This is a genomic window from Photorhabdus kayaii, assembly GCF_025384895.1.
In the GTDB taxonomy this organism is placed as follows: Bacteria; Pseudomonadota; Gammaproteobacteria; order Enterobacterales; family Enterobacteriaceae; genus Photorhabdus; species Photorhabdus kayaii.
Genome location: NZ_JAJAFZ010000062.1, coordinates 1 through 25,997 on the forward strand (window position 1 = coordinate 1; position 25,997 = coordinate 25,997).

Here is a 25,997-nt window from a genome sequence, read left to right on the forward strand (position 1 = left end):
AATTACAGACATAACTATATTTCCAGTTTATATCGCCACACTTATTTTTCTGAAAAATAGTCAGACACTGACTCAATTCCATTTTCATGCCAAAATACCTCGCTATGAATAACAGGGTATTCTGTCATACCGAATTAAGTAATAGATATCTATTACCGCTTCCATTTACTCATATATTGCCATGAGTACAGGAGTAAAATCAAAACGTTCATCCAATGCAGATGCCACAGAGACATTAGACAAAGTGAGTTTTATTTCACTGCCTACTTTTAAACTAAAATTCGATATCACCATCGGCTCTTTATCATTAAGAAATGCAGATAAACCCGTCATTTTTAAAACTTCATTGGTATCATTCTTAATATTAATTGAGATTTTGGTCTTTGATGCCATTGAACTATCTATCTGGTTAATTTTCTTCTTCATCTCTTTTGGTACGCTTATCACCAAGATATCTGCACCATTACCGTAAAGATGAATACCCTTAGTAGAACCAGTGATACTTGAATTCCCTACGCTCACAGGAACTTTAAAGTGAGCAAACGAATCCATACTTTTTCTGAAACATTCCACGTATTCCGCATTGGAAAAAATAGCCGGTACTTTTTCCTGAGTGTCTAACAAAGATTTTGATGGTTGTCTGGAATCTTTATAATCACCACAAGCACTGACTTCAACTAACAAATCAGATGTCACCGTTTTAACTTGTTCAGATAACAGTTGGTTAACAGATACTGAAGTACTGAGTTCTGTTTTACATCCCACCAAAGCAAAAGCCATAGCACTGCCCATAGCACTACAAAGAATCAATTTTCTCATCATTTCCTCAATTCAGATTTCCTCAAGATAAAGTCTGATTATATTCAATAAATTTTCCATTTAATTTGACACATTGCATAAATAAATAATTACCATTTGCATGATACCTCCTTAGTCGAATGTAAAGTTACCGCGAGTAAAACAGAGCAACATCAAAACTACGAAAAACTTACAACAAACCAAAACAAAAAAGGAAGTCTGTAACCATTTGTAAACTCATTAATGCGAAACACTACGCAAATTTAAGCGATTGAAATCACATATCAACAACTTTTCTTGTTAATGAAAGGTAAATGAAAGGTTTTGTTATTACTAATTGAGTCAACCAGGTCTGTTTGTAGTGATTATAATATCTTACACGGGTATTGATGAGAGCAAATAAATGAAAATTATAACGATCAAGATGTTAGCGGCAACCGCTTTACTATTTAGCGCAAGCAGTGTTTTTGCTGCCAGTGCACCTAACCGGACCGAATGTATTGCGCCTGCAAAACCGGGGGGCGGGTTCGACCTGACCTGCAAGCTGGTCCAAGTTTCACTGCTGGATACGAAAGAGATCAGCAAGCCTATGCGTGTCACTTTTATGCCCGGTGGTGTTGGCGCTGTCGCTTACAATGCTATCGTCGCACAACGACCCACTGAAGCGGGAACCATTGTCGCCTTCTCTGGCGGCTCTCTACTCAATTTGTCTCAGGGAAAATTTGGTCGCTATAACGTTAACGATGTTCGCTGGCTGGCAAGTGTTGGTACTGATTATGGGATGATCGCTGTCCGGGCCGATTCACCTTACCGTACCCTGAATGATTTGATGAATGCTTTTAAGGATAATCCCAACAGCATTGTATTTGGTGCTGGCGCTTCTATCGGTAGTCAGGACTGGATGAAAACCGCACTGCTGGCAAAAGAGGTTGGAATTGATCCTCACAAGATGCGTTATGTCGCATTTGAGGGAGGTGGTGAACCTATCACCGCCCTGCTGGGTAATCATATTCAGGCGGTTTCCGGTGATCTAAGCGAGATGGTACCTTACCTGAATGGAGACAAAATCCGGGTTCTGGCTGTTTATGCAGATAAACGACTGGATGGTGATTTAGCCAATATTCCTACTGCCAAAGAGCAAGGTTATGACCTGGTATGGCCGATTATTCGCGGATTTTACATGGGACCAAAAGTTTCTGACGAAGAGTATCAATGGTGGGTTGACACTTTTAATAAACTACAACAAACAGATGCTTTTAAAAAACAACGCGATATCCGTGGGTTGTTCGAGTTCAACATGACCGGCAAAGAATTGGACCGCTATGTGAAAAAACAGGTTGAACAATATCGTGAACAAGCCAGAGCTTTTGGCTTAGCCAAATAACAGAGTCATCATCATGAGCGATCGTATCTTTGCTACTATCTGGTTAGTACTCTGTACCATTGGGATAGTCATTGGTTGGGGAATTCAGAGCGAATACACTTATGAACCCCTGGGACCCAGACCTTTCCCAATGCTCATTCTGTCTCTGATGGCACTCTGTGCTTTACTACTACTTTTCAAAAAACCAGAGCAGAGCAATTGGCCTAGTGCCCCCGTTATCCGTCGCCTAATGCTGTTGATTCTCTCTTTGGTTATTTATGGTTGGTTATTCGAGTGGCTTGGTTTTCCTCTGGCTACAGCACTGCTGACATTCAGTGTCGCGCTGTTGTTTAACGCAACACTGCCTGCCGCAATCGTTTCCGGGGTGTTCCTTGGCGTCACGTTATATTTCGCCTTTGACCGTTTACTTGACGTAACCCTGCCTCTCGGTAGCTGGCTCAACTGACGGAGAATTTATGGAAACCTGGATGTATCTCAGTCAAGGTTTTGAAGTTGCAATGGTGCCGCAAAACCTGATTATTGCTTTAATTGGCTGTTTTGTCGGTACGATTGTTGGGCTGCTACCGGGGCTTGGGCCAATTAATGGTGTCGCGATTCTGCTGCCACTGGCTTTCGCTTTAAAACTGCCTGCTGAATCTGCCCTGATCTTATTGGCAACCGTTTATATCGGTTGTGAGTATGGTGGGCGTATATCATCGATTCTGCTGAATGTTCCCGGTGATGCCGCTGCCATTATGACCGCATTAGACGGTTATCCGATGGCCAAACAGGGCCGTGCAGGTGTGGCGCTCTCTATTTCCGCGGTGAGTTCTTTCTGTGGTTCTTTGCTGGCAATTTTCGGCATTATTTTGTTTGCACCATTACTGGCGCAGTGGTCACTGGCTTTCGGCCCTGCTGAATATTTTGCACTTATGGTTTTTGCTATTGCTTGTCTGGGTAGCATGATGAGTCAGAATCCGCTGAAATCACTATTAGCAGCATTAATAGGATTGGGTCTGGCAACTGTCGGAGTAGACGCCAACACCGGGGTTTATCGTTTTACATTCGACAATGTTCATCTGTCAGATGGCATTCAATTTATTGTTGTGGTAATAGGTCTGTTTTCTGTCAGCGAAATTTTGCTGATGTTAGAGAGTACCTCCGCCGGCAAAACCATTATCCGCAAAACAGGCCGTCTGCTGTTCAATCGCAAGGAAGCGGCTGAATGCGCCATACCAACGCTTAGATCATCCTTTATCGGTTTCTTTGTCGGTATTTTGCCTGGTGCAGGAGCGACTATTGCTAGCGCAATTACCTACATGACTGAGAAGAAGCTCAGTGGGAATAGCGATTCATTTGGTAAAGGTGATATTCGCGGCGTAGCAGCACCAGAAGCGGCTAATAATGCTTCGGCCTGTGGCTCCTTTATTCCAATGCTAACATTAGGAGTACCAGGTTCAGGCACCACTGCCGTTATGATGGGGGCATTAACGCTCTATAATATTACGCCTGGGCCGGGAATGTTCACTGAACAGCCGGATATCGTCTGGGGGTTAATTGCGGCTTTATTAATTGCCAATATTATCCTACTGATCATGAATATCCCAATGATAGGTCTATTTACACGGATGCTCACTATCCCACTCTGGTTCCTTGTTCCAGCTATTGCTACTGTTTCAGCGGTTGGTGTATATGCCATACACAGTACGACATTTGATCTTCTGTTGATGGTAGGGTTGGGTATTTTTGGCTACATTCTGAGGAAGATGAATTTCCCGATGTCGCCATTAATCCTCGGTTTCGTATTAGGAGAAATGCTGGAACAAAATTTACGTCGCGCACTTTCTATTAGTAATGGAGAATTTGGCATTCTGTGGAGCAGCACAATTACTCAGAGTTTATTGATACTTTCCGCTCTGGTTCTGATTACTCCACCAATATTACGAATTATCCGTAAGCGCCGTATTCAGCAAATGGCTACTGAAAACAAAACGTAATAAATAAAAGCCTATAATATTACAAGATCATAATTATTATAGGCTTTCCTACCATAACAGGAATATACTTCCATATTCACATTATATTTCACACACAATCAAAGTTCAGCAAAACAGACTTGAATTTATGCTTATAAACGGATAACACAACATGCTAAATTTGTTGCAACATTCATAGCAAAAATCACTTTGGCAAAATACTATCTTTACCAAATAGGTGATTCAAAACTCCCAATAACTATTAAATAGTTATTAACTAATTATTCAATAGTATTGAATATTCAACATTGTTAACAATGGCCTTTTCTGTTGAAACAGACAAGATACGAACAGCACACAAAAACAGGAATATATACCCTATGGATTTCAAGATGCATCGCGACGGCAAGGGAGCGAATCCCCGGGAGCATAGATAACTATGTGACCGGGGTGAGTGAGTGCAGCCAACAAAGAGGCAACTTGAAAGATGACGGGTATACATACAAAGGTGACTCGCTGCACGCGGTCACCTAAGATGCATCAAATAACGACCATTGTTGTTTGGACACGATCGAAATAGTCTGTGATGAGGGAAATTAAGCTGAATACTTGCTCATCACCAAAGAAGCATTAGTACCACCGAAACCAAAACTATTGGACATCACTGTATTCAACTTTTGCTCAGTAGGTTTAGTGATGATATTCATGCCTACCGCTTTATCATCAAGATCTTCAATGTTAATGCTTGGTGCAATAAAACCATGCTCTAACATCAGTAGGCTATAAATCGCTTCGTGTACACCAGCAGCCCCCAGTGAATGGCCGGTCATCGCTTTTGTTGCAGAAATTGCCGGTGTTGTATCACCAAAAACTTCCCTGATCGCCTCCAACTCTTTCACATCACCCGCAGGAGTAGATGTACCATGCGTGTTCACATAATCAATGGAACCTTTCACACCTTGCAGTGCCATATTCATACAACGAACCGCACCTTCGCCAGATGGAACAACCATATCTGCGCCATCAGATGTTGCTCCATAACCAACAATTTCAGCGTATATGTGTGCGCCGCGTGCCAATGCATGCTCTAATTCTTCCACAACAACAATACCGCCGCCGCCAGCAATAATAAAACCATCACGGCTCTTATCGTAAGTACGGGACGCTTTTTCTGGCATTTCGTTGTATTTCGTTGAAAGTGCACCCATTGCATCAAATTCACAACTCATTTCCCAACAGAGTTCTTCACCACCACCGGCAAAAACAATATCCTGTTTTCCTAACTGAATAAGTTCAGCTGCATGGCCTATGCAATGGGCAGAAGTAGAGCATGCAGAACTGATAGAGTAGTTTACCCCTTTGATTTTAAACGGAGTTGCAAGGCAAGCTGATACACCAGAAGCCATTGAGCGGGTTACCATATAAGGTCCCACACCACGCAAACCACGAGTACGCATCCCATCAGCACCCGCAACCTGGTTATACGGGGAACCACCACCAGAACCCACTACCAATCCGCTACGAATATTGGAAACCTGATCATCAGCCAGGCCAGAATCTTTAATTGCCTCTTCCATCGCCAGATAAGCATAAACAGAGGCATCGCTCATGAAACGCTGAATTTTTCGGTCTATTAATCCGGAGGTATCCAGTTTCACATTACCCCAGACATGGCTTCTCATCCCTATCTCTTTAAATTGTGAGGAAAAAGTTATTCCGGAGCGGCCTTCTTTCAGAGATGCCAGTACTTCTTTCTGATTATTACCAATGCTGGAAACAATACCTAAGCCAGTGATCACTACACGCTTCATTAAATACCTCATTAAATATGTTTATCTGCTGGATTTCCATCTATGCTATGTAGCACTTTAGCGTACACTTGTACGCTGAACAAGTCCGATCAGGATAAAATTACGAAGAAAAATTCATCTCACTAAAAATCCCAAAAATGTTTTCACGTCAAAACAACTGTTAACTTTCATAGAATACAGTACAAAAGATTTAGATTTTAATAGATAAAAATAAATTTCAGATAGGAATTATTTTGGTAAACAATAAGATCAAAAAAACACTCGTAATTTCCATCAAAAATTTAGGCTAAAGATAATAATATCAATACAATACACATGAATTTATCAAGCATCAGAATAATGATTAGTAGGCTTATATTTATATAGAAGTTTCTATACTTGCTATTTTTATTAAATTCCTTACTAATTAGAAACAAATTTAATAACTGCGAATAATAAGGATGAATAAAATTTTTATGAAATGAATCAATCCCTATGTTATATTACTGACTGAATTACGGGAAATACTCAAACTTACAGCAACAAATGTTTTAGAACAGAAAGTTTTCTGACTTTATCAACCGATAAAGCCATTATTCACACAAAAAATGATGGTAATTATGCTATGTCATATGCAAATGGTCGGTTCATTGTAAGACCTAGGTAACTTTACCTAATAATCCTAATGGGGGTTAATAATGAAAGGACTTGGTTATCTTCTACTGAGCGTTGGTATCATATGGATCTTAGTGGCTTTTAATATGGACATAAATATTTTATCACAATACGGCAACAAATTTAACAAAATAGAACCAATTTCTTCACAACAAAATCATATCCTAATTGGCGCATTCATCACGCTTTACGGACTAATTATGATTATATCCAGTAAAAATCAGCGGTTATTAGAGTCTATATACAGAAGTTATACTAAGGAGATTACTGGGTTCAATTCAGAGGAGGTATTTATACCTACACCGATGCAAAACTCAGATTACTTAAAACGAGCTAATAATTACCGCCATTATGATTTTATCGACAAATATTCAAATACCCTTGAAAAGAGAGTAGTTGAATTTTGTAAGTTATGTTCATCCTATATTGAAGAAGTAAATCATAATGGCGGTGATAAAGAGGCAGCTAAACGCAAAGTGGTATCAATGATTGATACGATTTCCTCGCATTTAAAAGAGAAGCAATCAAAAGAATTTAAAAAATTATGTGAATTTCACATTCATTTATAAATACAATCCCCGCTTCACACACTGGCGGGGACTTACTTAATTGAACATTCCGTTGTTATTATGAAGAAAGCTTATTCATAATAAATACAAAGCAAGTGGTTGATTATCTAAAGCAGTATATGCCCTATGGATTTCAAGTTGCATCGCGACGGCAAGGGAACGAATCCCCGGGAGCATAGATAACTATGTGACCGGGGTTAGTGAGTGCAGCCAACAAAGAGGCGGCTTGAAAGATGACGGGTATAAAATAATATCCTTGCATCATGAGACCATTTATAGATTGATTTATAAAAATAAAATAGATGGAGGTGACTAACCGTACACACCGCAAGCAAGGCTCAACACTTTTCCACTCTTTTCTTCTGCCAGGTGGTACATCAACCCCAACCTCGCTAAAATCGCATTATTATCAGTAATATTACAGGCATTACCGTGAAAAATTCTGCTATTTGTACCGCAACCCTAAGTTGGAATGATCAAGGTACTCCGATTTCAACACAGTTTGATGACGTTTACTTCTCAAATCAGGATGGGCTGGAAGAAACCCGTTATGTATTTCTCAACGGTAACCGCTTCCCCCAACGATTCTGCACGCATTCCCGTTCTAGTTGTGTAATCGCGGAAACCGGCTTCGGAACGGGATTAAATTTTCTGACGCTCTGGCAAGCATTTGATGCATTTCGACAGCAAGATCCTGATACGCCATTGAAACGTCTACATTTCATCAGTTTTGAGAAGTATCCACTGAAAACCAACGACTTAAAAGCCGCACATCAACGCTGGCCTGAGCTTGAGATTTTTTCGCAGCAACTTTGCCAACAATGGCCTCAACCACTGGCAGGCTGCCACCGATTGATTATGGCAAATGGCGCTGTCACATTGGATTTATGGTTTGGTGACGTCAATGATCTGTTACCAACAATGGGTTCTAGTCTTCACGGCAAAGTAGATGCCTGGTTTTTAGATGGCTTTGCGCCTGCCAAAAACCCGCAAATGTGGAGTGAACAGTTGTTTGCTGCAATGGCGCAATTTGCTCATCCAGAAGGCACTTTTGCAACCTTTACTTCTGCGGGTATTGTCCGTCGTGGTTTACAACAAGCCGGTTTTAATGTCAGCAAAGTCAAAGGATTTGGCCGCAAAAGAGAAATGCTGACTGGGACTCTGGCAACTCAGAAATATCAGCCGTTACCTGCGCCTTGGTTTGCCCGGCCGTCAGCAAGTTGCACCAATGATATCGCCATTATCGGCGGCGGGATTGCCAGTATTTTCACCGCACTCGCGCTACTGCGTCGTGGAGCGCAGGTGACTCTTTATTGTCAGGATACAACCCCGGCACAAAGTGCATCCGGTAATCGCCAAGGAGCACTTTACCCATTACTTAACGGTAATAATAACGAACTCGAAAAATTCTTTACCCCGGCATTTACCTTTGCCCGCCGCCAGTATGAGCAGCTATCAGCGCAAGGAATTGATTTCGACCACCAATGGTGTAGTGTCAGCCAACTTGCTTATGATGAAAAAAGTAGCAGGAAAATTGAGAAAATTCTGGCAACAGAATGGCCGAATGAACTCGCCATCGGCATGAATTGTCACCAGTTGAGTGAAAAATGTGGGTTGGATATTCATCACCACGGCATTCACTATCCACAGGGCGGATGGCTATGCCCGGCTGAACTCACAAAAGCAGCAACAGCATTGGCACAACAGCAAGGCATGCTCTGTCGCTTCAATCATCAAGTTACCGCGCTTAATCACAACCAACATGGCTGGCAACTGCATCTGATGCATCAAGGGCAATCGTTAAACACACAGCACAAAACGGTGGTGATTGCTAACGGTCATCATCTACCCCAGTTTGAACAAACCGAGAAACTGCCGGTAACTGCTGTACGTGGTCAAGTCAGCCACATCCCAACCACAGCTGATCTGAGCCAATTGCAAAATGTGCTTTGCTATGATGGTTATATGACACCAGCTAATCCAGCCAATCAACACCACTGTATCGGCGCCAGTTATCAGCGTTATCGGCTTGATAGTGAATATTCTGAAACAGAACAACAAGAAAACCGTGATCGATTGCTGAAATGTTTACCTAATGCCGAATGGGTAAACCAAGTTGATGTTTCTGCTAAACAATCCCGCCAAGGTATTCGCTGCGTTGTTCGGGACCACATGCCAATGGTGGGAAATGTGCCGGATCTCAATAAGATAATGACAGATTATCAAGATTTGCCAGAAAAAATCCGCACAAGGGGTCCCATCATAGATGCACCTTGTTATTCCAATCTGTTTGTTATCGGGGCATTAGGTTCCCGTGGATTATGCTCTGCGCCACTCAGTGCAGAAATTCTTGCAGGGCAGATCTTTGATGAGCCATTACCACTGGATAATGAAACACTGGCGGCCCTTCACCCAAACCGTTTCTGGATCAGAAAACTACTGAGAGGCCGTAAATTGAAAAGCTATTAAGGAACCGCGCCGCAAATTGTTAGATATTCATATGAATTTTGGTAGCACAGTTCGTTTTCTGCCTCTTAATAAAATTATTGAGTTTTAGCATTATCCAATAGGCGCTGCCAGGTATTAAGAACAAGAACCTGATCCGGTGGCGCCAGTTCCCCAGCTTTAATCGCATTTTGGATACTTTCTTCAACACGGTCATGAAGCTGTTCAGCCGTATGCGCACCTTCCTGCTCCAATTCTGCCACCGCTAAAGTAAGATGCCCACGGAGATAACCACCAGCAAACAATTCATCATCACTGGCATGATCTACCATGTCATCAATTTGCGCCAAAATACGCGTTTCAAACTCAGCGAGCATTATTTTTCCTCAAATTCAGTATTCTCAATCTGCGAATATATCTTCCGGATAGGGAAAATGTTCCGCTTTCAATGGGGGCGTATTGTAGAACGAGTGCAACCCCTGAATAAAGCACTCCGCTCTTGCAGGTATCCCCTGCGCTAAATAATCCATGATCTGAGCATGAACTTTACGCTGAAAAGCTAATCTGTCAGGTTCAAAATCCCCTTCAAGATTGTCACAACTGACATTAAACGGAAAACCTGCCGCAGTACAAAACAACCAATCAAGTGCCTGTGGTTTAATTTCTACTTTTTCAAATTCACTTTGCGTCTGTGCATCACGCCCATCCGAGCAATACCAATAACCAAAATCCACTAGCTTACGACGCTCTTTACCCGCAATGCACCAATGAGCAATTTCATGTAATGCACTGGCATAGAAACCATGAGCAAACACAATCCGGTTATAGGAGACCTCTTCATCTGCCGGCAGATAAATAGGTTCATTATCACCTTTAACCAAACGGGTGTTGTATTCATCACCAAAACAGCGATTAAAAATATCAATAAGTTGTTGATAGTTATGCGTTATCATGAATTAAAAACAAGATCCTGAATCAAAAATAAAATGCTAGCCAGCTACGGATCGTATCGCCGTGATTATCATTCAGTAGCTTAATACTCATCAAAAAAGAGATAATGACAATCATAGGGCGAATCAATTTTTGCCCATGGGTCAAAACCAAACTTGCGCCTAACCGTGCGCCAATCACCTGCCCTGCCAACATCACAAGGCCCAATATCCACAAAACTTGACCGCCAAGGATAAAAAGCGCCAGTGAACCTATATTAGAAGCAAAGTTCAGTACCTTAGCATGCGCGGTGGATTTTGCCAGGTTATAGCCGCACAACACGACATAAGCTAATGCATAAAATGAGCCAACACCGGGGCCAAATATGCCGTCATATAAACCAAGCCCACTCCCGATAAACAAGGCAAAGGCCACAGGCGTCAAGCGACGATGGCTATCTTCCATACCAATGGCTGGCGTCAAAAGGAAATAAAGACCAATGATAATGACCAGAACCGGTAATAGCTGACAGAGAAAATCTGGCTTTATAAACTGGACAATAATCGCACCAGCCATTGAACCAAGTAATGTCATCAGTATGGCAAGGCGTTGAGATTTGAGATCAACCTCACCGTAACGAACAAAATAGAGGCTGGCAGAGAAGGAGCCTCCCACTGCCTGCAACTTGTTGGTCGCCAACGCCTGCACCGGAGAGACACCAACAGATAACAGCGCTGGGATAGTCAATAGACCTCCACCACCCGAAATCGAGTCAATAAATCCAGCCATCACCGCAACCAAAAAGAGCAGAACGTAAACTTCCCCACCTAATGACAATAACCAGTCCATATTTCATCCCATCAAAAGAAACCGCTTATCAACATTAAGCTACCCATTTCAGTCTCTGGGATTTTCAAGGCTAGCTTCATTCTCAAATTCACCAGCGAGGAAGGCTGGATTCGACATCAGCACACTGCGCCCGCTGGCGTAATAGGTGATCCATCAGCACAATCGCCATCATAGCTTCTGCAATCGGTACAGCACGGATACCAACACAAGGATCATGGCGACCACGAGTGACCATTTCCACTTCTTCACCCTGACGGTTAATCGTTTTACCTGGCACCATGATGCTAGAAGTTGGCTTCAACGCAATATGAGCAACAATTGGTTGGCTACTGCTAATACCCCCCAGAATTCCTCCCGCATGATTACTGGTGAATCCCCGAGCAGTTATTTCATCTCTGTTTTCGCTGCCACGTAAATTGATAACACCAAAACCATCACCAATTTCAACACCTTTTACTGCATTAATACTCATCAGCGCATGAGCAATATCAGCATCAAGGCGGTCGAAAACCGGTTCTCCCAAACCAGCAGGAACATTTTCCGCGACAACCGTCACTTTCGCGCCAATAGAATCGCCCGCCTTTTTCAGTTCACGCATCAGGGCATCAAGTTGTTCAAGTTTGGTCTCATCAGGACTGAAAAATGGGTTTTGTTCCACCTGTTCCCAATCTTTCAATTGGCAATGGATATTACCCATTTGGGTCAAGCAAGCACGGACACGAATGCCATATTTATCCAGTAAATATTTTTTCGCTATTGCACCTGCCGCAACACGCATTGCCGTTTCGCGAGCAGAAGAACGGCCACCACCACGATAGTCGCGGATACCGTATTTCTGTTCATAAGTGTAATCGGCATGGCCCGGACGAAATACATCTTTAATAGCGCTGTAATCCTGAGAACGCTGGTCAGTATTTTCAATGAGTAAACCGATACTAGTGCCAGTGGTTACCCCTTCAAATACACCAGAAAGAATGCGAACCTGATCCGGCTCACGGCGCTGCGTTGTATAACGGGAAGTTCCCGGACGACGCCTATCTAAATCAACTTGCAAATCAGCTTCTGTGATTGCAATGCCCGGTGGCACACCATCGACAATACATCCCAACGCCAAACCGTGAGATTCGCCAAAAGTGGTGACCCGGAAAAATTGCCCGATACTATTTCCCGCCATCCCAATTCCTTCCTGTTAACCGTTCTTTTATTTAACTCTGCCCGTTTTGCATTATTACCGCAGCTACCAGCCTATTCAATTATTCAATTATTCAATCTTTGAATAAGCGAAAATGTTCGTGATGTTCAACCAACTGTTGACGTGTCAACATAAATACGCCGTCACCACCATATTCAAATTCCAACCAAGTAAATGGCACATCAGGATATTGTTCAATCAAATGCACCATACTGTTACCAACCTCACAAATCAACACACCTCGTTCAGTAAGAAAATTTGGCGCAGTTGCCAGAATACGACGTGCCAGTTTCAAACCATCCGAACCTGCCGCCAAACCCAGCTCAGGCTCACGGCGAAACTCTTCCGGCAAGTCGCTCATATCCTCGGCATCGACATAAGGCGGGTTCGTGACAATAAGATCGTATTTAACCGGTGGCATATCGCGGAACAGATCAGAACGAATCGGAATAACCCGGTGGTCAAGGCTGTGATTCTGAATATTCTGTTCAGTCACAGCCAGCACATCTGCGGAAATATCCACCGCATCGATTTCCGCTTCCGGGAAAACATATGCACAGGCAATGGCAATACAACCACTACCCGTGCAGAGATCGAGGATATTAGCGGGTTGGTCAGGGATCAATCCTGCAAATTCATTATTAATTAATTCACCAATCGGTGAACGCGGAACCAAAACCCGTTCATCAACATAAAATTCATGACCACAAAACCAGGCTCTGTTAGTCAAATAAGCAACTGGAATACGCTCATTAATACGGCGCAGTACCCGTTCAACAATACGATGACGTTCAGTTGATGTCAGTCGCGTGGTTAGCATCTCTTGTGGGATATCCAACGGCAAAAACAGTGATGGAAGAACCAGTTGCAGTGCCTCATCCCAGGGATTGTCTGTACCGTGCCCGTAATAAATATTCGCCGCATTAAACCGGCTAACAGACCAGCGCAACATATCCTGAATGGTATATAACTCAGCTACTGCCTCATCGATAAAAATCTTGTCCAAAAGCGCCTCCAACCCTGCAAATTCATTAGCCTGTTAGTTTGCCACGATCATTGAGACAAATCAGCTTTATATCAGGTTAATGATATAGAATTTTAAGTACTAATGTTAAGCGAACAATGAATTAAGGAACGATAACTAAAAAGGCAACCCAGATATTTTATACCCGTCATCTTTCAAGTTGCTTCTTTGTTGGCTGCACTCACTCACCCCGGTCACATAGTTATCTATGCTCCCGGGGATTCGCTCCCTTGCCGCCGCGATGCATCTTGAAATCAATAGGGTATATCGTAAATTTTTAATTAATTTTCGGGGCAAACCGTCTTATTCAACAACAAGACGGTTTGGTTTCTACCTATTTAACACCGTGTTTCTTTGGCTGATTGAGCGCTCACAATAATGACATTTTTTCGTATCCATAAATAATAGGCGGATATTAACAGCGCGATCCATACGCCTCCCACATAGAACGCAATTCGTGTCGCAGGGAAGTAACTGAGAACAGCAATAATAAATATCATAAATACGATGGTCAAAATCGGCGCAACAGGCCACATCGGTACTGGGAATTGTAATTTTTTTGCTTCTCCCGGTGACATTTTTCTGCGCATAGCAAATTGAGATAGCAAAATCATTAACCAGACCCACACAGTGGCAAAAGTCGCAATCGAAGCAACAATGACAAATATCTGTTTAGGGAGCAAATAATTGAGAACCACAGCACACAATAACGCCAATGTCATAACCATGATCGTCACCCAAGGCACACCGTTACGGCTTAAATGCATAAATTTTTTATGGGCTAATCCTTTCTCCGCCATACCATACATCATACGACCGGCACCAAAAATATCGCTGTTAATGGCCGAAATTGCCGCCGTAATGACGATAATATTCAGAATATTCGCTGCCGAACCAATGCCTAACCCCTGAAATATTGCGACAAATGGACTACCTTCTTGGCCGATACTGCTCCAAGGGTAAATTGCCATTAATACAAAAATAGTGAGTACATAAAACAGAAGAATACGAAACGGGATAGAGTTAATCGCTTGCGGGATCATTTTCGCCGGATTTTTAGCTTCACTGGATGTAATACCGATAATTTCGATACCACCGAAAGCAAACATCACAACAGCCAAAGACTCAATAATGCCCCCCAACCCATTAGGCATAAACCCTCCGTGTTGCCACAGATTTTGAACCCCCGTTGCCTGAAAATGGCCGCTAAAACCAAACAGAATAATACCGGTTCCGGCAATAATCATGGCGCTGATTGCAGCAACTTTCAGAATCGATAACCAGAATTCCATTTCGCCAAATACTTTGACTTTACAAAGATTGAGCGCGCCAATAATGAAAATAATACTAAGTACCCATATCCAACGCGGCACTTCCGGGTACCATAGCCCCATATAAATGCCAAAAGCAGTCACATCCGCCAGACAAACAATGATCATTTCGAAAGTATAAGTCCAGCCGGTAATAAATCCGGGTAACGGGCCTAAATATTGATGAGCGTAACTGGCGAAAGAGCCGGCATCCGGTCTGTAAACCGCCATTTCTCCTAAAGCACGCATAACCATAAAGACAGCAGCACCGCCCACTAAATAAGCTAACAATACCGCCGGACCGGCCATGTTTATTGCTTCAGCAGAACCATAAAAAAGACCTGTACCAATCGCAGAACCCAACGCCATAAACCGGATATGGCGTGCGTTGAGTCCTCGCTCTAGTTGTAATGAAGCTTGCATGATTTACCCTCTTATCTTTTATTATTGGGTTTTATGAGAAAGATAAATGTGACAATCAGGCCGGTCGGGCGCCGGCCATTGGTTGATTTAACGGTTATTTTTACTCTGTAATATCTGTCCAGAAGGAAGTAATGAGGAGAGATGTTGCTCAGATAATAATTTCACAGCAGCATTAATATCAGGTGCAAAGAAACGATCCTGATCGTAATAATCTACTTTCGCTCTCAAGATAACACGCGCTTCTTCCAAAATCGGGCTGCTTTTCAAGCCATTACGGAAATCGATCCCCTGGCAGGCAGATAACCATTCAATTGCCAGAATACCTCGGGTATTTTCTGCCATCTCCCATAAACGACGTCCCGCAGCCGGTGCCATTGATACATGATCCTCTTGATTGGCCGAAGTTGGTAAACTGTCAACACTCGCCGGGTGTGCCAATGCTTTATTTTCACTGGCAAGCGCCGCTGCCGTCACTTGTGCAATCATAAAACCTGAATTCACACCACCATTCTCAACCAGAAAAGGCGGAAGTTGTGACATATGTGAATCCATCAACAACGCAATACGTCGTTCTGACAATGCACCTATCTCTGCCAATACCAGAGCCAAATTATCAGACGCCATTGCAACAGGTTCAGCATGGAAGTTACCACCGGAAATCACTTCTCCCTGCTCAGCAAACACCAGTGGGTTATCAGATACGGCATTAGCTTCAGTCAGAATAACATCAGCAGCATGGCGCAACTGAGTCAGGCAAGCACCCATGACTTGTGGCTGACAACGTAATGAATAAGGGTCCTGTACCTTTGGGCAATTGATGTGAGAATCTGATAGTTCGCTGCTCTCCTCTAATACATGACGATACAATGCGGCAACATCGATCTGCCCCTGTTGCCCCCGTACCTCATGTACACGGGCATCAAATGGTTTGCGGGAACCCAATGCCGCCTCTACAGATAAAGAACCACAAACTATCGCTGCCGCCAACAGATCTTCTGCCTCAAATAACCCACGTAACGCAAAAGCCGTGGATACTTGGGTTCCGTTGAGTAACGCCAAACCTTCTTTAGCCGCTAATGTAATGGGTTGTAAATTGGCCTTTGCCAGCGCTTCTCTGGCTGGCAGCCATTCGCCCTGATAATGCGCTTGCCCTTCCCCAAGTAATAACAGGCTCATATGTGCCAACGGCGCTAAATCACCCGAAGCCCCCACCGATCCTTTACAGGGAATATGAGGATAAATTTCCGCATTGACTAACGCGATTAATACTTGAATAACGGCGAGACGAATACCTGAGTAACCACGGGAGAGACTGTTAATTTTCAATACCATGATCAACCGGGTCATATTATCGTCCAACGCTTCACCGACCCCGGCAGCATGAGAGACGACAAGCGAACGCTGTAGTTTTTCTAAATTATCTTCTTCAATTCGTGTACTGGCTAATAGCCCGAACCCGGTATTAATCCCATAGGCAATGCGATTTTCAGCAAGAATCGCATTAACACACTCCACGCTGTGTTCAATAGCAGGAAAAATTTGGCTATCCAGCGTGATTTTTATTGGTTGTAGATAAACCTGACGTAGCTCATCAAGGGTCAATTTGCCTGGATAAATAGTTAGCTGCTTCATAATGTTCCTTATTTTGTATTAAGCATCGGCAAGTCTAATCCTTGCTCTTTGGCACAATGGATAGCGATTTCATAACCTGCATCAGCATGACGCATAACCCCAGTGGCCGGATCGTTATGTAGCACCCGTGCTATACGTTCTGCGGCTTCATCAGTTCCATCACAAACAATCACCATACCGGCATGTTGTGAGAAACCCATGCCGACACCACCGCCATGATGCAGAGAAACCCAGGTAGCACCGCTGGCGGTGTTAAGTAAGGCGTTTAACAACGGCCAGTCCGAAACGGCATCAGAGCCATCACACATAGATTCGGTTTCGCGGTTCGGACTGGCTACAGAGCCGGAATCCAGATGGTCACGACCAATAACAATCGGTGCAGAAAGTTCTCCACTGCGTACCATTTCGTTAAAAGCTAACCCTAGCTTGGCTCGTTGCCCTAAACCAACCCAACAGATACGGGCAGGTAGACCCTGAAAGCTGATACGTTCCCTCGCCATATCTAGCCAATGATGCAAATGTTGATCATCGGGGAGTAATTCTTTAACTTTAGCGTCAGTTTTATAGATATCCTGTGGATCACCAGAAAGCGCTACCCAGCGGAAGGGCCCGATACCACGGCAAAATAACGGGCGAATATAAGTAGGAACAAAACCAGGAAAATCGAAAGCATTTTCTACGCCGACTTCATATGCCATTTGGCGAATGTTGTTGCCGTAATCAAAAACAGGAATGCCCTGTTGCTGGAAAATCAACATCGCCTTAACATGTTCTATCATTGAAGATTTTGCTGCTTTGATGACCTCTTCCGGTGCTGAAATAGCACGTTGGCGGTATTCTTCCCAACTCCAGTTTTTCGGTAGATAGCCATTGAGAGGATCGTGTGCACTTGTCTGGTCAGTGACCAAATCCGGGCGTACGCCACGACGGACTAATTCTGGCAAAATTTCAGCGGCATTACCGCACAGTGCGATAGAGATGGCTTTACCTTCCTGAGTATATTTTTCGATTCGAGCCAGGGCGTCATCCAGATCTTTCGCTTGTTCATCGACATAACCAGTACGCAGACGGAAATCAATCCTGCTTTGCTGGCACTCAATATTTAGCGAACACGCTCCAGCCAGTGTTGCAGCCAGCGGTTGTGCTCCCCCCATCCCTCCCAAACCAGCAGTTAACACCCAACGGCCCTGTAAATTACCGTTATAATGCTGGCGACCAGCTTCCACAAACGTTTCATAGGTGCCTTGAACAATTCCCTGGCTGCCAATGTAAATCCAGCTACCCGCCGTCATTTGGCCGTACATAGCCAGCCCTTTAGCATCCAGCTCGTTGAAGTGTTCCCAAGTCGCCCAGTGCGGCACCAAATTCGAATTTGCAATAAGTACCCGTGGGGCATTGCTATGGGTTTTAAATACCCCAACCGGCTTACCCGATTGGATTAACAACGTTTCATCGTCTTCCAACTCTTTCAGTGTTTCAATAATCTTGTCATAGCACTCCCAATTTCTAGCAGCCCGACCAATACCACCATACACCACCAGTTCATCAGAGTTTTCAGCAACTTCTGGATCAAGATTATTCATTAACATGCGCAGAGGAGCTTCGGTTAGCCAACTTTTGGCTGTTAATTGTGTTCCTCTGGGTGCCCGGATACCAACATTACGGAATTTACTATTTTGGGCGGTCACGGTCTGGCTCCTTTTGGTCTTTAGATATTTGCTAAATGTATAGTTGTACATACATGTATATTCAATAGACCAAACCATTAGCTAAAATGATAAATTTATGAGTTTATTGTTTTTATTTTCTTATGAATCAATTTGTTAATATTATTTTTCTCCAATTATCAAGGAATCATATTTTTCTTATTTTTGTGTTTATAATCACAAATTATTTACATTAATTTTACAAAAATATGATTTAAGGAAGGAAAGATTTTCCTAGTACTACAGCCATAACCCGTATTGCGTACCCAGATCATCCATTTTTCGATGATGGTATTCGATCGCTGGCCTCTCTTTTTTCAAAGCAGAACGAGTAATCATGACGGCATTACCTTGTCAGCAACTACATTGTCTGTATTTTACTCAACTTGACCACTGAGAAAATTTTTTAGCGCTATTTCGCCGAATTAATTGATTTATTCTTTATTCGTGATTAAAAAAACATTAGCGATCTTGCTCTAATTAAAAAGCTTGTTATACAATATATGCTAGCAATCATTGAAGATGCTTGGTTTTATACGAAATGGAGATCATTATTCTCGCTATGAAAATATTTATTACATCAGAACAAAAAATCAAACTTGAGCGTCTTCACGACACAACTCGTGATGGTCAAGTACGAGACAGAATAAAAGCTATCCTTCTGGCTTCTGAAGGGTGGAGTTCTGTGATGATAGCCCAGGCATTGCGACTCCATCAGACCACCGTTGACCGCCATATCGGTGATTACCTCAATCAGGGGAAACTTCAATCTGATAATGGGGGTCTGATAGTTTACTTTCTCGAAAGCAAACTGATTTTTTAATCGACCACTTATCTCAAAATCTTTTCCATCACACACATGAAATCGTGGCCTAAATTTCATTATTACGCTGTAAAAGACTATGATTATAGTAAGATAAATAAAGATAATAATAATTTCAGAAAGTAAATTTATAAGAATAAGGTTGGTGACAAATATGTGCGCTTGAATATATATACCCTATGGATTTCAAGATGCATCGCGGCGGCAAGGGAGTGAATCCCCGGCAGCATAGGTAACTATGTGACGGGGGTGAGCGAGTGCAGTCAACAAAGAGGCAACTTGAAAGATAACGGGTATATCAATATAACCTGATTATGGTTAACGGGGCTGGCATTGCTGACCCCGTCAGATTAATCTTACAACCGTAATCAATAATAAAAAGGTTATTTTGACTTAGCAAAAATCACTCTTTGGACAGAACACCTGTAACCGCTAATAAATACTTCCTTATCGAAATGAGCATTTAATCCCTAGCCAAACCACCAAACGCACAATCAATAACCTTATCGACAAATTCAGGTGTAACGAGAGAAAAAGAAACCATATATTTGTAGTAAATAGCACCGAAAATGCAGTCTAACAATAAGTCCCGATCAGTATGAGAAGAAATCTCTCCTCGCTCGATAGCATGTAAAATAATCTGCTTTCCTAACTGTCGTCGTGGTTCAAGCCAGCGCTGAATAAAAACCTCTCTCACCTCAGTATCGTACTGTGCTGATCCCAACAGATACCTGAACAGCAACCCGTGCTTACTTTGCAACACTTCAATAAGCTTTTTAATGGTAATCCGCATGGATTCTATCACCGGCATCTGTTTGTCATAAATAATTAGAGGTTCAATATCATCAAAGAAAGCATCCATTAAAACTGCTGATACATTCGGCCATCTACGATAAATAGTCGATTTCGCAACGCCTGAATACAAGGCAATATGGTTAATAGTAATATCTGCAATCCGTCCACTTTCAACGAGAACAAGTGCAGCATTCAACACAGCTTTTGTCGTGTCATTATCGCGTGGACGCCCACGTCTTAATGGGGATAGCCGCTCATTCTCACTCATAAATCGCTCCATTCATTGACAAATTAAGATACCCATAATTTGGTATTGACAAATAATATCAGAAAAGCAAGTTTAGATGCTCTATTTTCGATACTAGAAGTTTCGTATTTGATAAGGGTAATCGGAATAGAATGCTATTTCTAGCAAAAAACGGGATGTACTCCGTAAAACCGAACAAATAATTCAATGCTCAACTCATAGAAAATGTTCCCAGGAACATTAATTCTGACTAAAGAATGGAGGAGAGAAATGTCTGTATATGATGTCGCTGTTATTGGCGCTGGCCCAGCAGGTTTAGCTGCGGTACAGAAATTGAAAGGAAAAGGTTTACGAGTCGTACTAATCGATAATGGCAAAGCTATTCATGAACGCGATAAAGATAATCTCGTTGAGATAACCGAAGGACACGGTGGTGCAGGGCTGTTTTCTGACGGAAAATTCTCATTTTTTCCTTCTGCCAGTGCACTTTGGGAGTTACCAAATGAACTGGAATTACGGCAAGCTTATGAATGGACATGCACCACGCTAAACACATATGGTCTGGACACACCGCCATTCCCAACAAATCCCAAAGACTTTACAGTAGGTTCCGGGGAATGGGTATTAAAAGATTATCCCTCTAATTATATGTCTCTTGAAGATAGAATTAATCTTGTTGAAGATATGGTGCAAACGGCAGATGCAGATATCATCACACAAACTAAATTCCTGTCTTATAAATACGTCAAAAGAAAAGATGCTCTGATTATGAATTTAAGAGACAAAAATGCCAATACTTATCAAATTGAATGCCGACGAATCATTTTAGCTAGTGGAAGATTTGGTCCATTAGAGATTGCCAGTCTAGTTAAAAAACAATCTTTCAATCGGTTAGAAGTTGGGTTCCGCATTGAACAGCAAGAAGATTTGGCATTTTTTAAAAATATGAAGCAACTCGACCCGAAGTTAAAGTTTCGGTCGGATGATGGCGTTATTGAATGGCGTACTTTCTGTGCTTGCCGGGATGGCGAAACAGTATTAACAAAAACTCAAGATTTATGGACCGTTTCCGGTCATTCTGACGGCCCTTCTACAGGACGATCTAATGTTGGATTTAATACACGTATTCTTGATGAAGATATCGCGGACCGAACACTCAACAATGTTGTTTCTGCCATGAAGCAAAAGGATTCTTACTTTAGAATCAAAGTACAAGATATATTAGCAGGAAATGCTCACATAATTACACAGCTTGCATCTATTTACGGCGAAGAACTATTCGATAAGATGTTACAAGGATTGCGTAATATCATTAAAAAATTTCCCGAAATCGATCACGAAAATACGCATATCGTCGGGCCTACATTGGAAGGTGTCGGTTGGTACCCCAGTCTTGACGGCGATTTAAGCCTGGAAACTTCCCCTTATCCTGTATGGATTGCAGGTGACGCTTGTGGAATTTTCAGAGGTATTGTTGCTGCAATGATTAGTGGTCACTATGCCGCCTCAGCGGTTCTTAAGACCTTGGCAGTAGAAGCCGCCTAATTCGTGAGCTAACTGAATAAGCGGGGGATTACTAAGATAGGTAATCCCTATATGTTTACCATCACGAACAAACCTACCCTACCCCTATAACGAAAAATTTACTTAGGTTTATTATGAAAGTATTACATGTTTTTGATATGGATGGCACTCTTCTCAGAGGAACCACAGCAAGTCTGGAAATTGCCCGTACAATGAATTGCCTGACAGAGCTTCATCTGCTGGAAAAACAATTTTCTCAAGGAGATATAGATACCAAGAAATTTGCCGCTGAATTACAACGTCTATGGTCAAACTTGCAGTACGCTGACGTTGCTAAAGTTTTTCATGCCTCACCGTGGATTGGAGGAATAAAAGAGGTTTTTGACGATATCAGAACCAAAGGTGAAATATCTATGGTCATTACCCTATCACCAGACTTCTTTGCCCAACATTTAAAAAATTTTGGGGTTGATATCGTTGTTGCATCAAATTTTCCTGCTTTACCTTTTCGTGAATCGATTGATCCAGAACAGATATTAACACCCGAAAGTAAATTACAGATAGTGAAAAAATATGTACAGGAACATGGGCTAAATTTGGAAAAATGTGTTGCCTATGGTGATTCTGGCTCTGACATCCCCTTATTTAATGCGCTTACCAATACGGTTGCCATAAATGGAACGGATAAAATACGTGAAATCGCATTAATCCATTATGAAGGTAATGATCTATGGCAACCCTATCAGCTCATACGGAAAAAAATCAGTTATGAGGATATAGCTATGAGTTGAAACGTCCTTTCAATTTATACCGATTACCGGGAAATAACAGCCTGGCACTGGAAACAGTGTAATGAGTCGACCAAGTTCGGCGACTAATTAACAAACAGGGAGCCCCTGACTCAATTTGCAACAACTTGCAGGATCGAGGATCGCCAGCAATAGCTTCCACAATGTGTTCACCTTCCGTTAGAGGTGCAATCATTGACAAATAATCGTGTGGCGTAAGTTTCGTAAAATCCTGTTGCAAATAATCAGGCACCGATTGAGCATTGACATAACGATCTTCTATTTGAACAGGAACATCGTTTTCATAATGGACAATAACCGAATGATAAATCGGCGTACCAACAATAATGTCCAATTCAGCGGCCTGTTTCACATCCGCATCCAGCTCGGATAATTTTAATATTTTACAGCGATGCTGATGAGAACGAGCTGAAATCTCATCAGCAATGCTGTGAATTTCAAACAGAGCGGATTGCCCCTTCGGTTCAGCGACAAACGATCCCACGCCTTGCAGCCGTACTAATACCCCTTCAGCAGTCAACTCACGCAGTGCACGGTTAGCAGTCATACGGCTACAGTTAAACTGTTTAACCAATTCAGCTTCAGAAGGAACACGATCATTTGATTTCCATTCACCGGTGTAGATTTTTTCAATGATAGATTGTTTCACTTTGGCATACAGAGGCACAGGTTTGGCAAATGATCCTGATAAGTGCGTCGTCACAATAAATTCCTTATGCTGTAAAAATGTTAAGTGATTAATTACACTCACTTTATCAAGCTATCTTTGCCAAAATAGAAAACACAATAGTACTGTTATTTTAGATAATCAATACCACCAATGTGCTAATTGCCAGGCAAGACGTGCTGCGGCTCTTCCACCTATACCTTGTATATCAAATAGTGGATTGAGCTCAACCAAATCAGCCGCCTGTAGTTTACCGCTCTGACAAATTGGCTGAATTAATTGCAGAAGGCGCTCCAATGGCAACCCCAATGCGGCTGGCGCAGAGACTGCTGGCATCTGATAAGCAGGTAATACATCCAAATCGATCGTCATGTAAATCAAATCAACTTGCTGGAGTATATCTTGTATCTGCTGTTGCACCTTGTCCAGCATAGTTTCACGACATTGATTATCCCAGATAATCGTAGCGTTCAAGCGATTTGCTTCATCCACCAATGCCTGCGTATTAGACGCCAAACTTGCGCCAATGCAAGTATAGTGAAATAGACGTTGATGTTGCTGACAATATTCAGCAAGTTGACGAAATGGTGTACCAGAAGTGGGCTGCGGCGAACGCCGTAAATCGAGATGAGCATCAAAGTTAATAATACCAACACGTTGATGTGGAAAAGCATCATAAATTCCAACACCATGAGCAAAAGCCGTTTCATGTCCACCACCCAATACCAAGGTACGTACATTCTGACGTTGACATTGGGTAACGGCATCAGACAAGGCTTGTTGTGCTTCACTCAATTGATTGGGATTAGCGTGAACGCTTCCCAAATCGACCAATCTATCATGCCCTTTATGACTAGCCATATTTGCCAACGACTGCCGCAAATAATCAGGGCCTTGATTGGCACCAGGCCTCCCCTGATTGCGCTTTACACCTTCATCACATTCAAACCCTAAGAGAGCAATATAGTGAGAAAATTCTTCCGGCGTAAAATACGGAGATAGTTTAACTGTTTGAAAAAGCCGTAGTGCATTATCCGCTTCTGCCAAATCATTTCGTCCTTGCCAAATAGTCGGCGAAGTAGCATGCCATAAATTCATTTACCGCTCCTTATCTGTTACATAATGCTGGAATGAGTCATAACACCACGAAACACTCTGGTATTCAAAGGGTTATGACCCAACTCATAGAAAATATCAACGGGGTTTTCTGCATCCCAGACAACAAAATCGGCGTAAGCTCCTGCACGCAACTGTCCGTGACGCTGTTCTCTGCCCAATGCCCGAGCCGCATGTCGGGTTACACCTAACCATACCTCTTCAGGAGTCAATCCAAATTGTACACATGCCATATTCATGGTCATTCTCAAAGAAGCAAATGGGCTGGTTCCAGGATTAAAATCGGTAGATACAGCTATCGGCACATTAAATTGCCGCAATAAATCAATAGGAGGGCGCTGTGTTTCCTGCAAAAAGTAGAACGCACCAGGAAGCAAAACAGCTACCGTACCACTGTGACTGAGCGACTCAACTCCCGCTTGATCTAAATATTCAATATGATCCACAGAAAGACCATGATAGCGAGCGACCAGTTCACTCCCGCCTAAATGAGATAACTGTTCCACATGACCTTTTACTGGAATGTTCCAACGCTGTGCTTCCTGAAAGAGTCGCTCAGTTTGTGCCAGATTAAATCCTACACTCTCACAAAAAATATCTACTGCCTCAAACAGCCCTTTTTGCCAAAGTTGTGGAAGGATATCTTCGCAAATCAGATCCATATAAGCATCGGGATTATGCTTATATTCAGGTGGACAAGTATGAGCAGCAAGCAATGTGGGACTGATCTCGATCGGGTTATGTCGCGCCAAGTGCTGCGCAACCTGTAGCAACTTTTCTTCATTTTCCAGATTTAATCCATAACCCGATTTAATCTCAATGGTGGTCACACCTTCGGCCATAAATGCAGCAAGGCGTTGTTGCGCAGAACGCTCAAGTTGTTCATGAGAACTGGCCCGAGTCGCAGAAACTGTCGCATTAATCCCCCCTCCCTGAGCGCTGAGTTCAGCATAGGACATACCATTTAAACGCTGTTCCCACTCATAAGCTCGGTTACCACCAAACACTAAATGGGTGTGACAATCGATTAAACCAGGGGTAATTAAGCGTTGTTGGACATCAATTACCTGACAACGACTCGTCTGTAATGTTGCAGTGGGCAAAATAGCTAAAATTTTGTCATCACGCACCACAAGATCATATTCTTTTAATAATCCGTAAGCTGCCTTGACAGCAGAATCCATTGTTGCCAGTCTTGCATTACGCCAGATGATATCAGTATCACACAGTTCTATTACCATGATCAGCATCCTGTATTGGTCTGTATCTGATAAATCAGTTTTTTAATTGTATACCCGTCATCTTTCAAGTTGCCTCTTTGTTGGCTGCACTCG

The 25,997-nt window shown here is 42.6% G+C and carries 24 protein-coding genes and 1 pseudogene; 10 read left to right on the top strand and 15 right to left on the bottom strand.

Translation table 11 applies throughout. The features are described from left to right. Positions 1 to 165 precede the first annotated feature (165 nt). A complete protein-coding gene (locus LGZ98_RS18540; RefSeq protein ID WP_113041755.1) occupies positions 166 to 822 on the bottom strand; it encodes a DUF7424 family protein in 657 nt (218 codons plus the stop codon). Positions 823 to 1,201: 379 nt separating this feature from the next. Here LGZ98_RS18540 and LGZ98_RS18545 point away from each other — a divergent pair, with 379 nt between their 5' ends. The 4 genes from LGZ98_RS18545 (at position 1,202) to LGZ98_RS18560 (ending at position 4,671) form a co-directional block, all read left to right on the top strand. Continuing rightward, on the top strand, positions 1,202 to 2,182 hold the full coding sequence (locus tag LGZ98_RS18545) for a Bug family tripartite tricarboxylate transporter substrate binding protein (RefSeq protein ID WP_112894714.1): 981 nt from the start codon (positions 1,202 to 1,204) through the stop codon (positions 2,180 to 2,182). A gap of 13 nt (positions 2,183 to 2,195) precedes the next feature. Then, positions 2,196 to 2,627, top strand: coding sequence for a tripartite tricarboxylate transporter TctB family protein (locus tag LGZ98_RS18550; protein ID WP_113041754.1), 432 nt, complete (start codon positions 2,196 to 2,198; stop codon positions 2,625 to 2,627). Positions 2,628 to 2,637: 10 nt separating this feature from the next. Then, positions 2,638 to 4,158: a tripartite tricarboxylate transporter permease gene (locus LGZ98_RS18555; RefSeq protein ID WP_113041753.1), complete on the top strand. Its 1,521-nt coding sequence runs from the start codon at positions 2,638 to 2,640 to the stop codon at positions 4,156 to 4,158. Between the two features lie 309 nt (positions 4,159 to 4,467). Next, entirely contained in the window at positions 4,468 to 4,671 is a 204-nt protein-coding gene (locus LGZ98_RS18560) for a hypothetical protein (RefSeq protein ID WP_158536519.1), read from the top strand. 62 nt (positions 4,672 to 4,733) lie between these two features. On the opposite strand, the gene fabB is transcribed toward LGZ98_RS18560, so the two are convergent. After that, on the bottom strand, positions 4,734 to 5,948 hold the full coding sequence (gene fabB, locus LGZ98_RS18565; RefSeq protein WP_113041752.1) for a beta-ketoacyl-ACP synthase I: 1,215 nt from the start codon (positions 5,946 to 5,948) through the stop codon (positions 4,734 to 4,736). Positions 5,949 to 6,625: 677 nt separating this feature from the next. Here fabB and LGZ98_RS18570 point away from each other — a divergent pair. The 3 genes from LGZ98_RS18570 to mnmC all read left to right on the top strand — a co-directional run bounded on the left by LGZ98_RS18570 (position 6,626) and on the right by mnmC (position 9,640). After that, entirely contained in the window at positions 6,626 to 7,171 is a 546-nt protein-coding gene (locus LGZ98_RS18570) for a hypothetical protein (RefSeq protein WP_113041751.1), read from the top strand. Between the two features lie 187 nt (positions 7,172 to 7,358). Beyond that, positions 7,359 to 7,487, top strand: a complete 129-nt coding sequence (locus LGZ98_RS18575; RefSeq protein ID WP_262405128.1) for a hypothetical protein — start codon at positions 7,359 to 7,361, stop codon at positions 7,485 to 7,487. Between the two features lie 116 nt (positions 7,488 to 7,603). Next, the gene (gene mnmC / locus LGZ98_RS18580; protein WP_113041750.1) at positions 7,604 to 9,640 is read left to right on the top strand and encodes a bifunctional tRNA (5-methylaminomethyl-2-thiouridine)(34)-methyltransferase MnmC2/FAD-dependent 5-carboxymethylaminomethyl-2-thiouridine(34) oxidoreductase MnmC1; all 2,037 of its coding nucleotides are present in this window, start codon (positions 7,604 to 7,606) and stop codon (positions 9,638 to 9,640) included. 74 nt (positions 9,641 to 9,714) lie between these two features. On the opposite strand, the gene LGZ98_RS18585 is transcribed toward mnmC, so the two are convergent. The 9 genes from LGZ98_RS18585 to hutU form a co-directional block, all read right to left on the bottom strand. Further along, on the bottom strand, positions 9,715 to 9,993 hold the full coding sequence (locus tag LGZ98_RS18585; RefSeq protein WP_112894707.1) for a YfcL family protein: 279 nt from the start codon (positions 9,991 to 9,993) through the stop codon (positions 9,715 to 9,717). 24 nt (positions 9,994 to 10,017) lie between these two features. Next, on the bottom strand, positions 10,018 to 10,569 hold the full coding sequence (locus LGZ98_RS18590) for an elongation factor P hydroxylase (RefSeq protein ID WP_113041749.1): 552 nt from the start codon (positions 10,567 to 10,569) through the stop codon (positions 10,018 to 10,020). A gap of 22 nt (positions 10,570 to 10,591) precedes the next feature. Continuing rightward, entirely contained in the window at positions 10,592 to 11,395 is an 804-nt protein-coding gene (locus tag LGZ98_RS18595) for a sulfite exporter TauE/SafE family protein (RefSeq protein ID WP_113041748.1), read from the bottom strand. Between the two features lie 88 nt (positions 11,396 to 11,483). After that, entirely contained in the window at positions 11,484 to 12,569 is a 1,086-nt protein-coding gene (gene aroC / locus LGZ98_RS18600) for a chorismate synthase (RefSeq protein ID WP_113041747.1), read from the bottom strand. A gap of 91 nt (positions 12,570 to 12,660) precedes the next feature. Continuing rightward, entirely contained in the window at positions 12,661 to 13,593 is a 933-nt protein-coding gene (prmB, locus tag LGZ98_RS18605) for a 50S ribosomal protein L3 N(5)-glutamine methyltransferase (RefSeq protein ID WP_113041746.1), read from the bottom strand. A gap of 135 nt (positions 13,594 to 13,728) precedes the next feature. After that, on the bottom strand, positions 13,729 to 13,908 hold the full coding sequence (locus LGZ98_RS18610) for a hypothetical protein (protein WP_146748071.1): 180 nt from the start codon (positions 13,906 to 13,908) through the stop codon (positions 13,729 to 13,731). Positions 13,909 to 13,949: 41 nt separating this feature from the next. Then, positions 13,950 to 15,344, bottom strand: coding sequence for an L-histidine transporter HutT (locus LGZ98_RS18615; protein WP_113041745.1), 1,395 nt, complete (start codon positions 15,342 to 15,344; stop codon positions 13,950 to 13,952). Between the two features lie 87 nt (positions 15,345 to 15,431). Next, positions 15,432 to 16,976 (bottom strand): histidine ammonia-lyase, encoded by a 1,545-nt coding sequence (hutH, locus tag LGZ98_RS18620; protein ID WP_113041744.1) that lies wholly within the window; start codon positions 16,974 to 16,976, stop codon positions 15,432 to 15,434. 8 nt (positions 16,977 to 16,984) lie between these two features. Continuing rightward, positions 16,985 to 18,664 carry a urocanate hydratase gene (gene hutU, locus LGZ98_RS18625; protein ID WP_113041743.1) on the bottom strand — a complete coding sequence of 560 codons (1,680 nt, stop codon included), beginning with the start codon at positions 18,662 to 18,664 and terminating at the stop codon, positions 16,985 to 16,987. Between the two features lie 580 nt (positions 18,665 to 19,244). On the opposite strand from hutU, the pseudogene LGZ98_RS18630 reads away from it, so the two are divergent. Further along, positions 19,245 to 19,555: pseudogene (locus tag LGZ98_RS18630) on the top strand (helix-turn-helix domain-containing protein); the annotation flags it as partial. Positions 19,556 to 19,968: 413 nt separating this feature from the next. Here the strand turns inward: LGZ98_RS18630 and LGZ98_RS18635 are convergent. After that, complete coding sequence (locus LGZ98_RS18635) at positions 19,969 to 20,568, bottom strand: TetR/AcrR family transcriptional regulator (protein ID WP_158536518.1); 600 nt, start codon at positions 20,566 to 20,568, stop codon at positions 19,969 to 19,971. A 249-nt stretch (positions 20,569 to 20,817) separates the two neighbouring features. Between LGZ98_RS18635 and LGZ98_RS18640 the strand changes: the two genes are divergently transcribed. Both LGZ98_RS18640 and LGZ98_RS18645 read left to right on the top strand, forming a co-directional pair. Further along, on the top strand, positions 20,818 to 22,092 hold the full coding sequence (locus LGZ98_RS18640; RefSeq protein ID WP_158536517.1) for an FAD-dependent oxidoreductase: 1,275 nt from the start codon (positions 20,818 to 20,820) through the stop codon (positions 22,090 to 22,092). A gap of 113 nt (positions 22,093 to 22,205) precedes the next feature. Beyond that, entirely contained in the window at positions 22,206 to 22,862 is a 657-nt protein-coding gene (locus LGZ98_RS18645; RefSeq protein ID WP_113041741.1) for an HAD family hydrolase, read from the top strand. On the opposite strand, the gene hutC is transcribed toward LGZ98_RS18645, so the two are convergent. The 3 genes from hutC to hutI form a co-directional block, all read right to left on the bottom strand. Next, positions 22,852 to 23,583, bottom strand: coding sequence for a histidine utilization transcriptional repressor HutC (gene hutC / locus LGZ98_RS18650; RefSeq protein ID WP_191214802.1), 732 nt, complete (start codon positions 23,581 to 23,583; stop codon positions 22,852 to 22,854). The two genes, LGZ98_RS18645 and hutC, sit on opposite strands and share 11 nt — an antisense overlap. A gap of 105 nt (positions 23,584 to 23,688) precedes the next feature. Continuing rightward, positions 23,689 to 24,645 (bottom strand): formimidoylglutamase, encoded by a 957-nt coding sequence (hutG, locus tag LGZ98_RS18655; protein WP_113041740.1) that lies wholly within the window; start codon positions 24,643 to 24,645, stop codon positions 23,689 to 23,691. Positions 24,646 to 24,662: 17 nt separating this feature from the next. Beyond that, positions 24,663 to 25,904, bottom strand: coding sequence for an imidazolonepropionase (gene hutI, locus LGZ98_RS18660; RefSeq protein WP_113041739.1), 1,242 nt, complete (start codon positions 25,902 to 25,904; stop codon positions 24,663 to 24,665). Between the last annotated feature and the right edge of the window lie 93 nt (positions 25,905 to 25,997).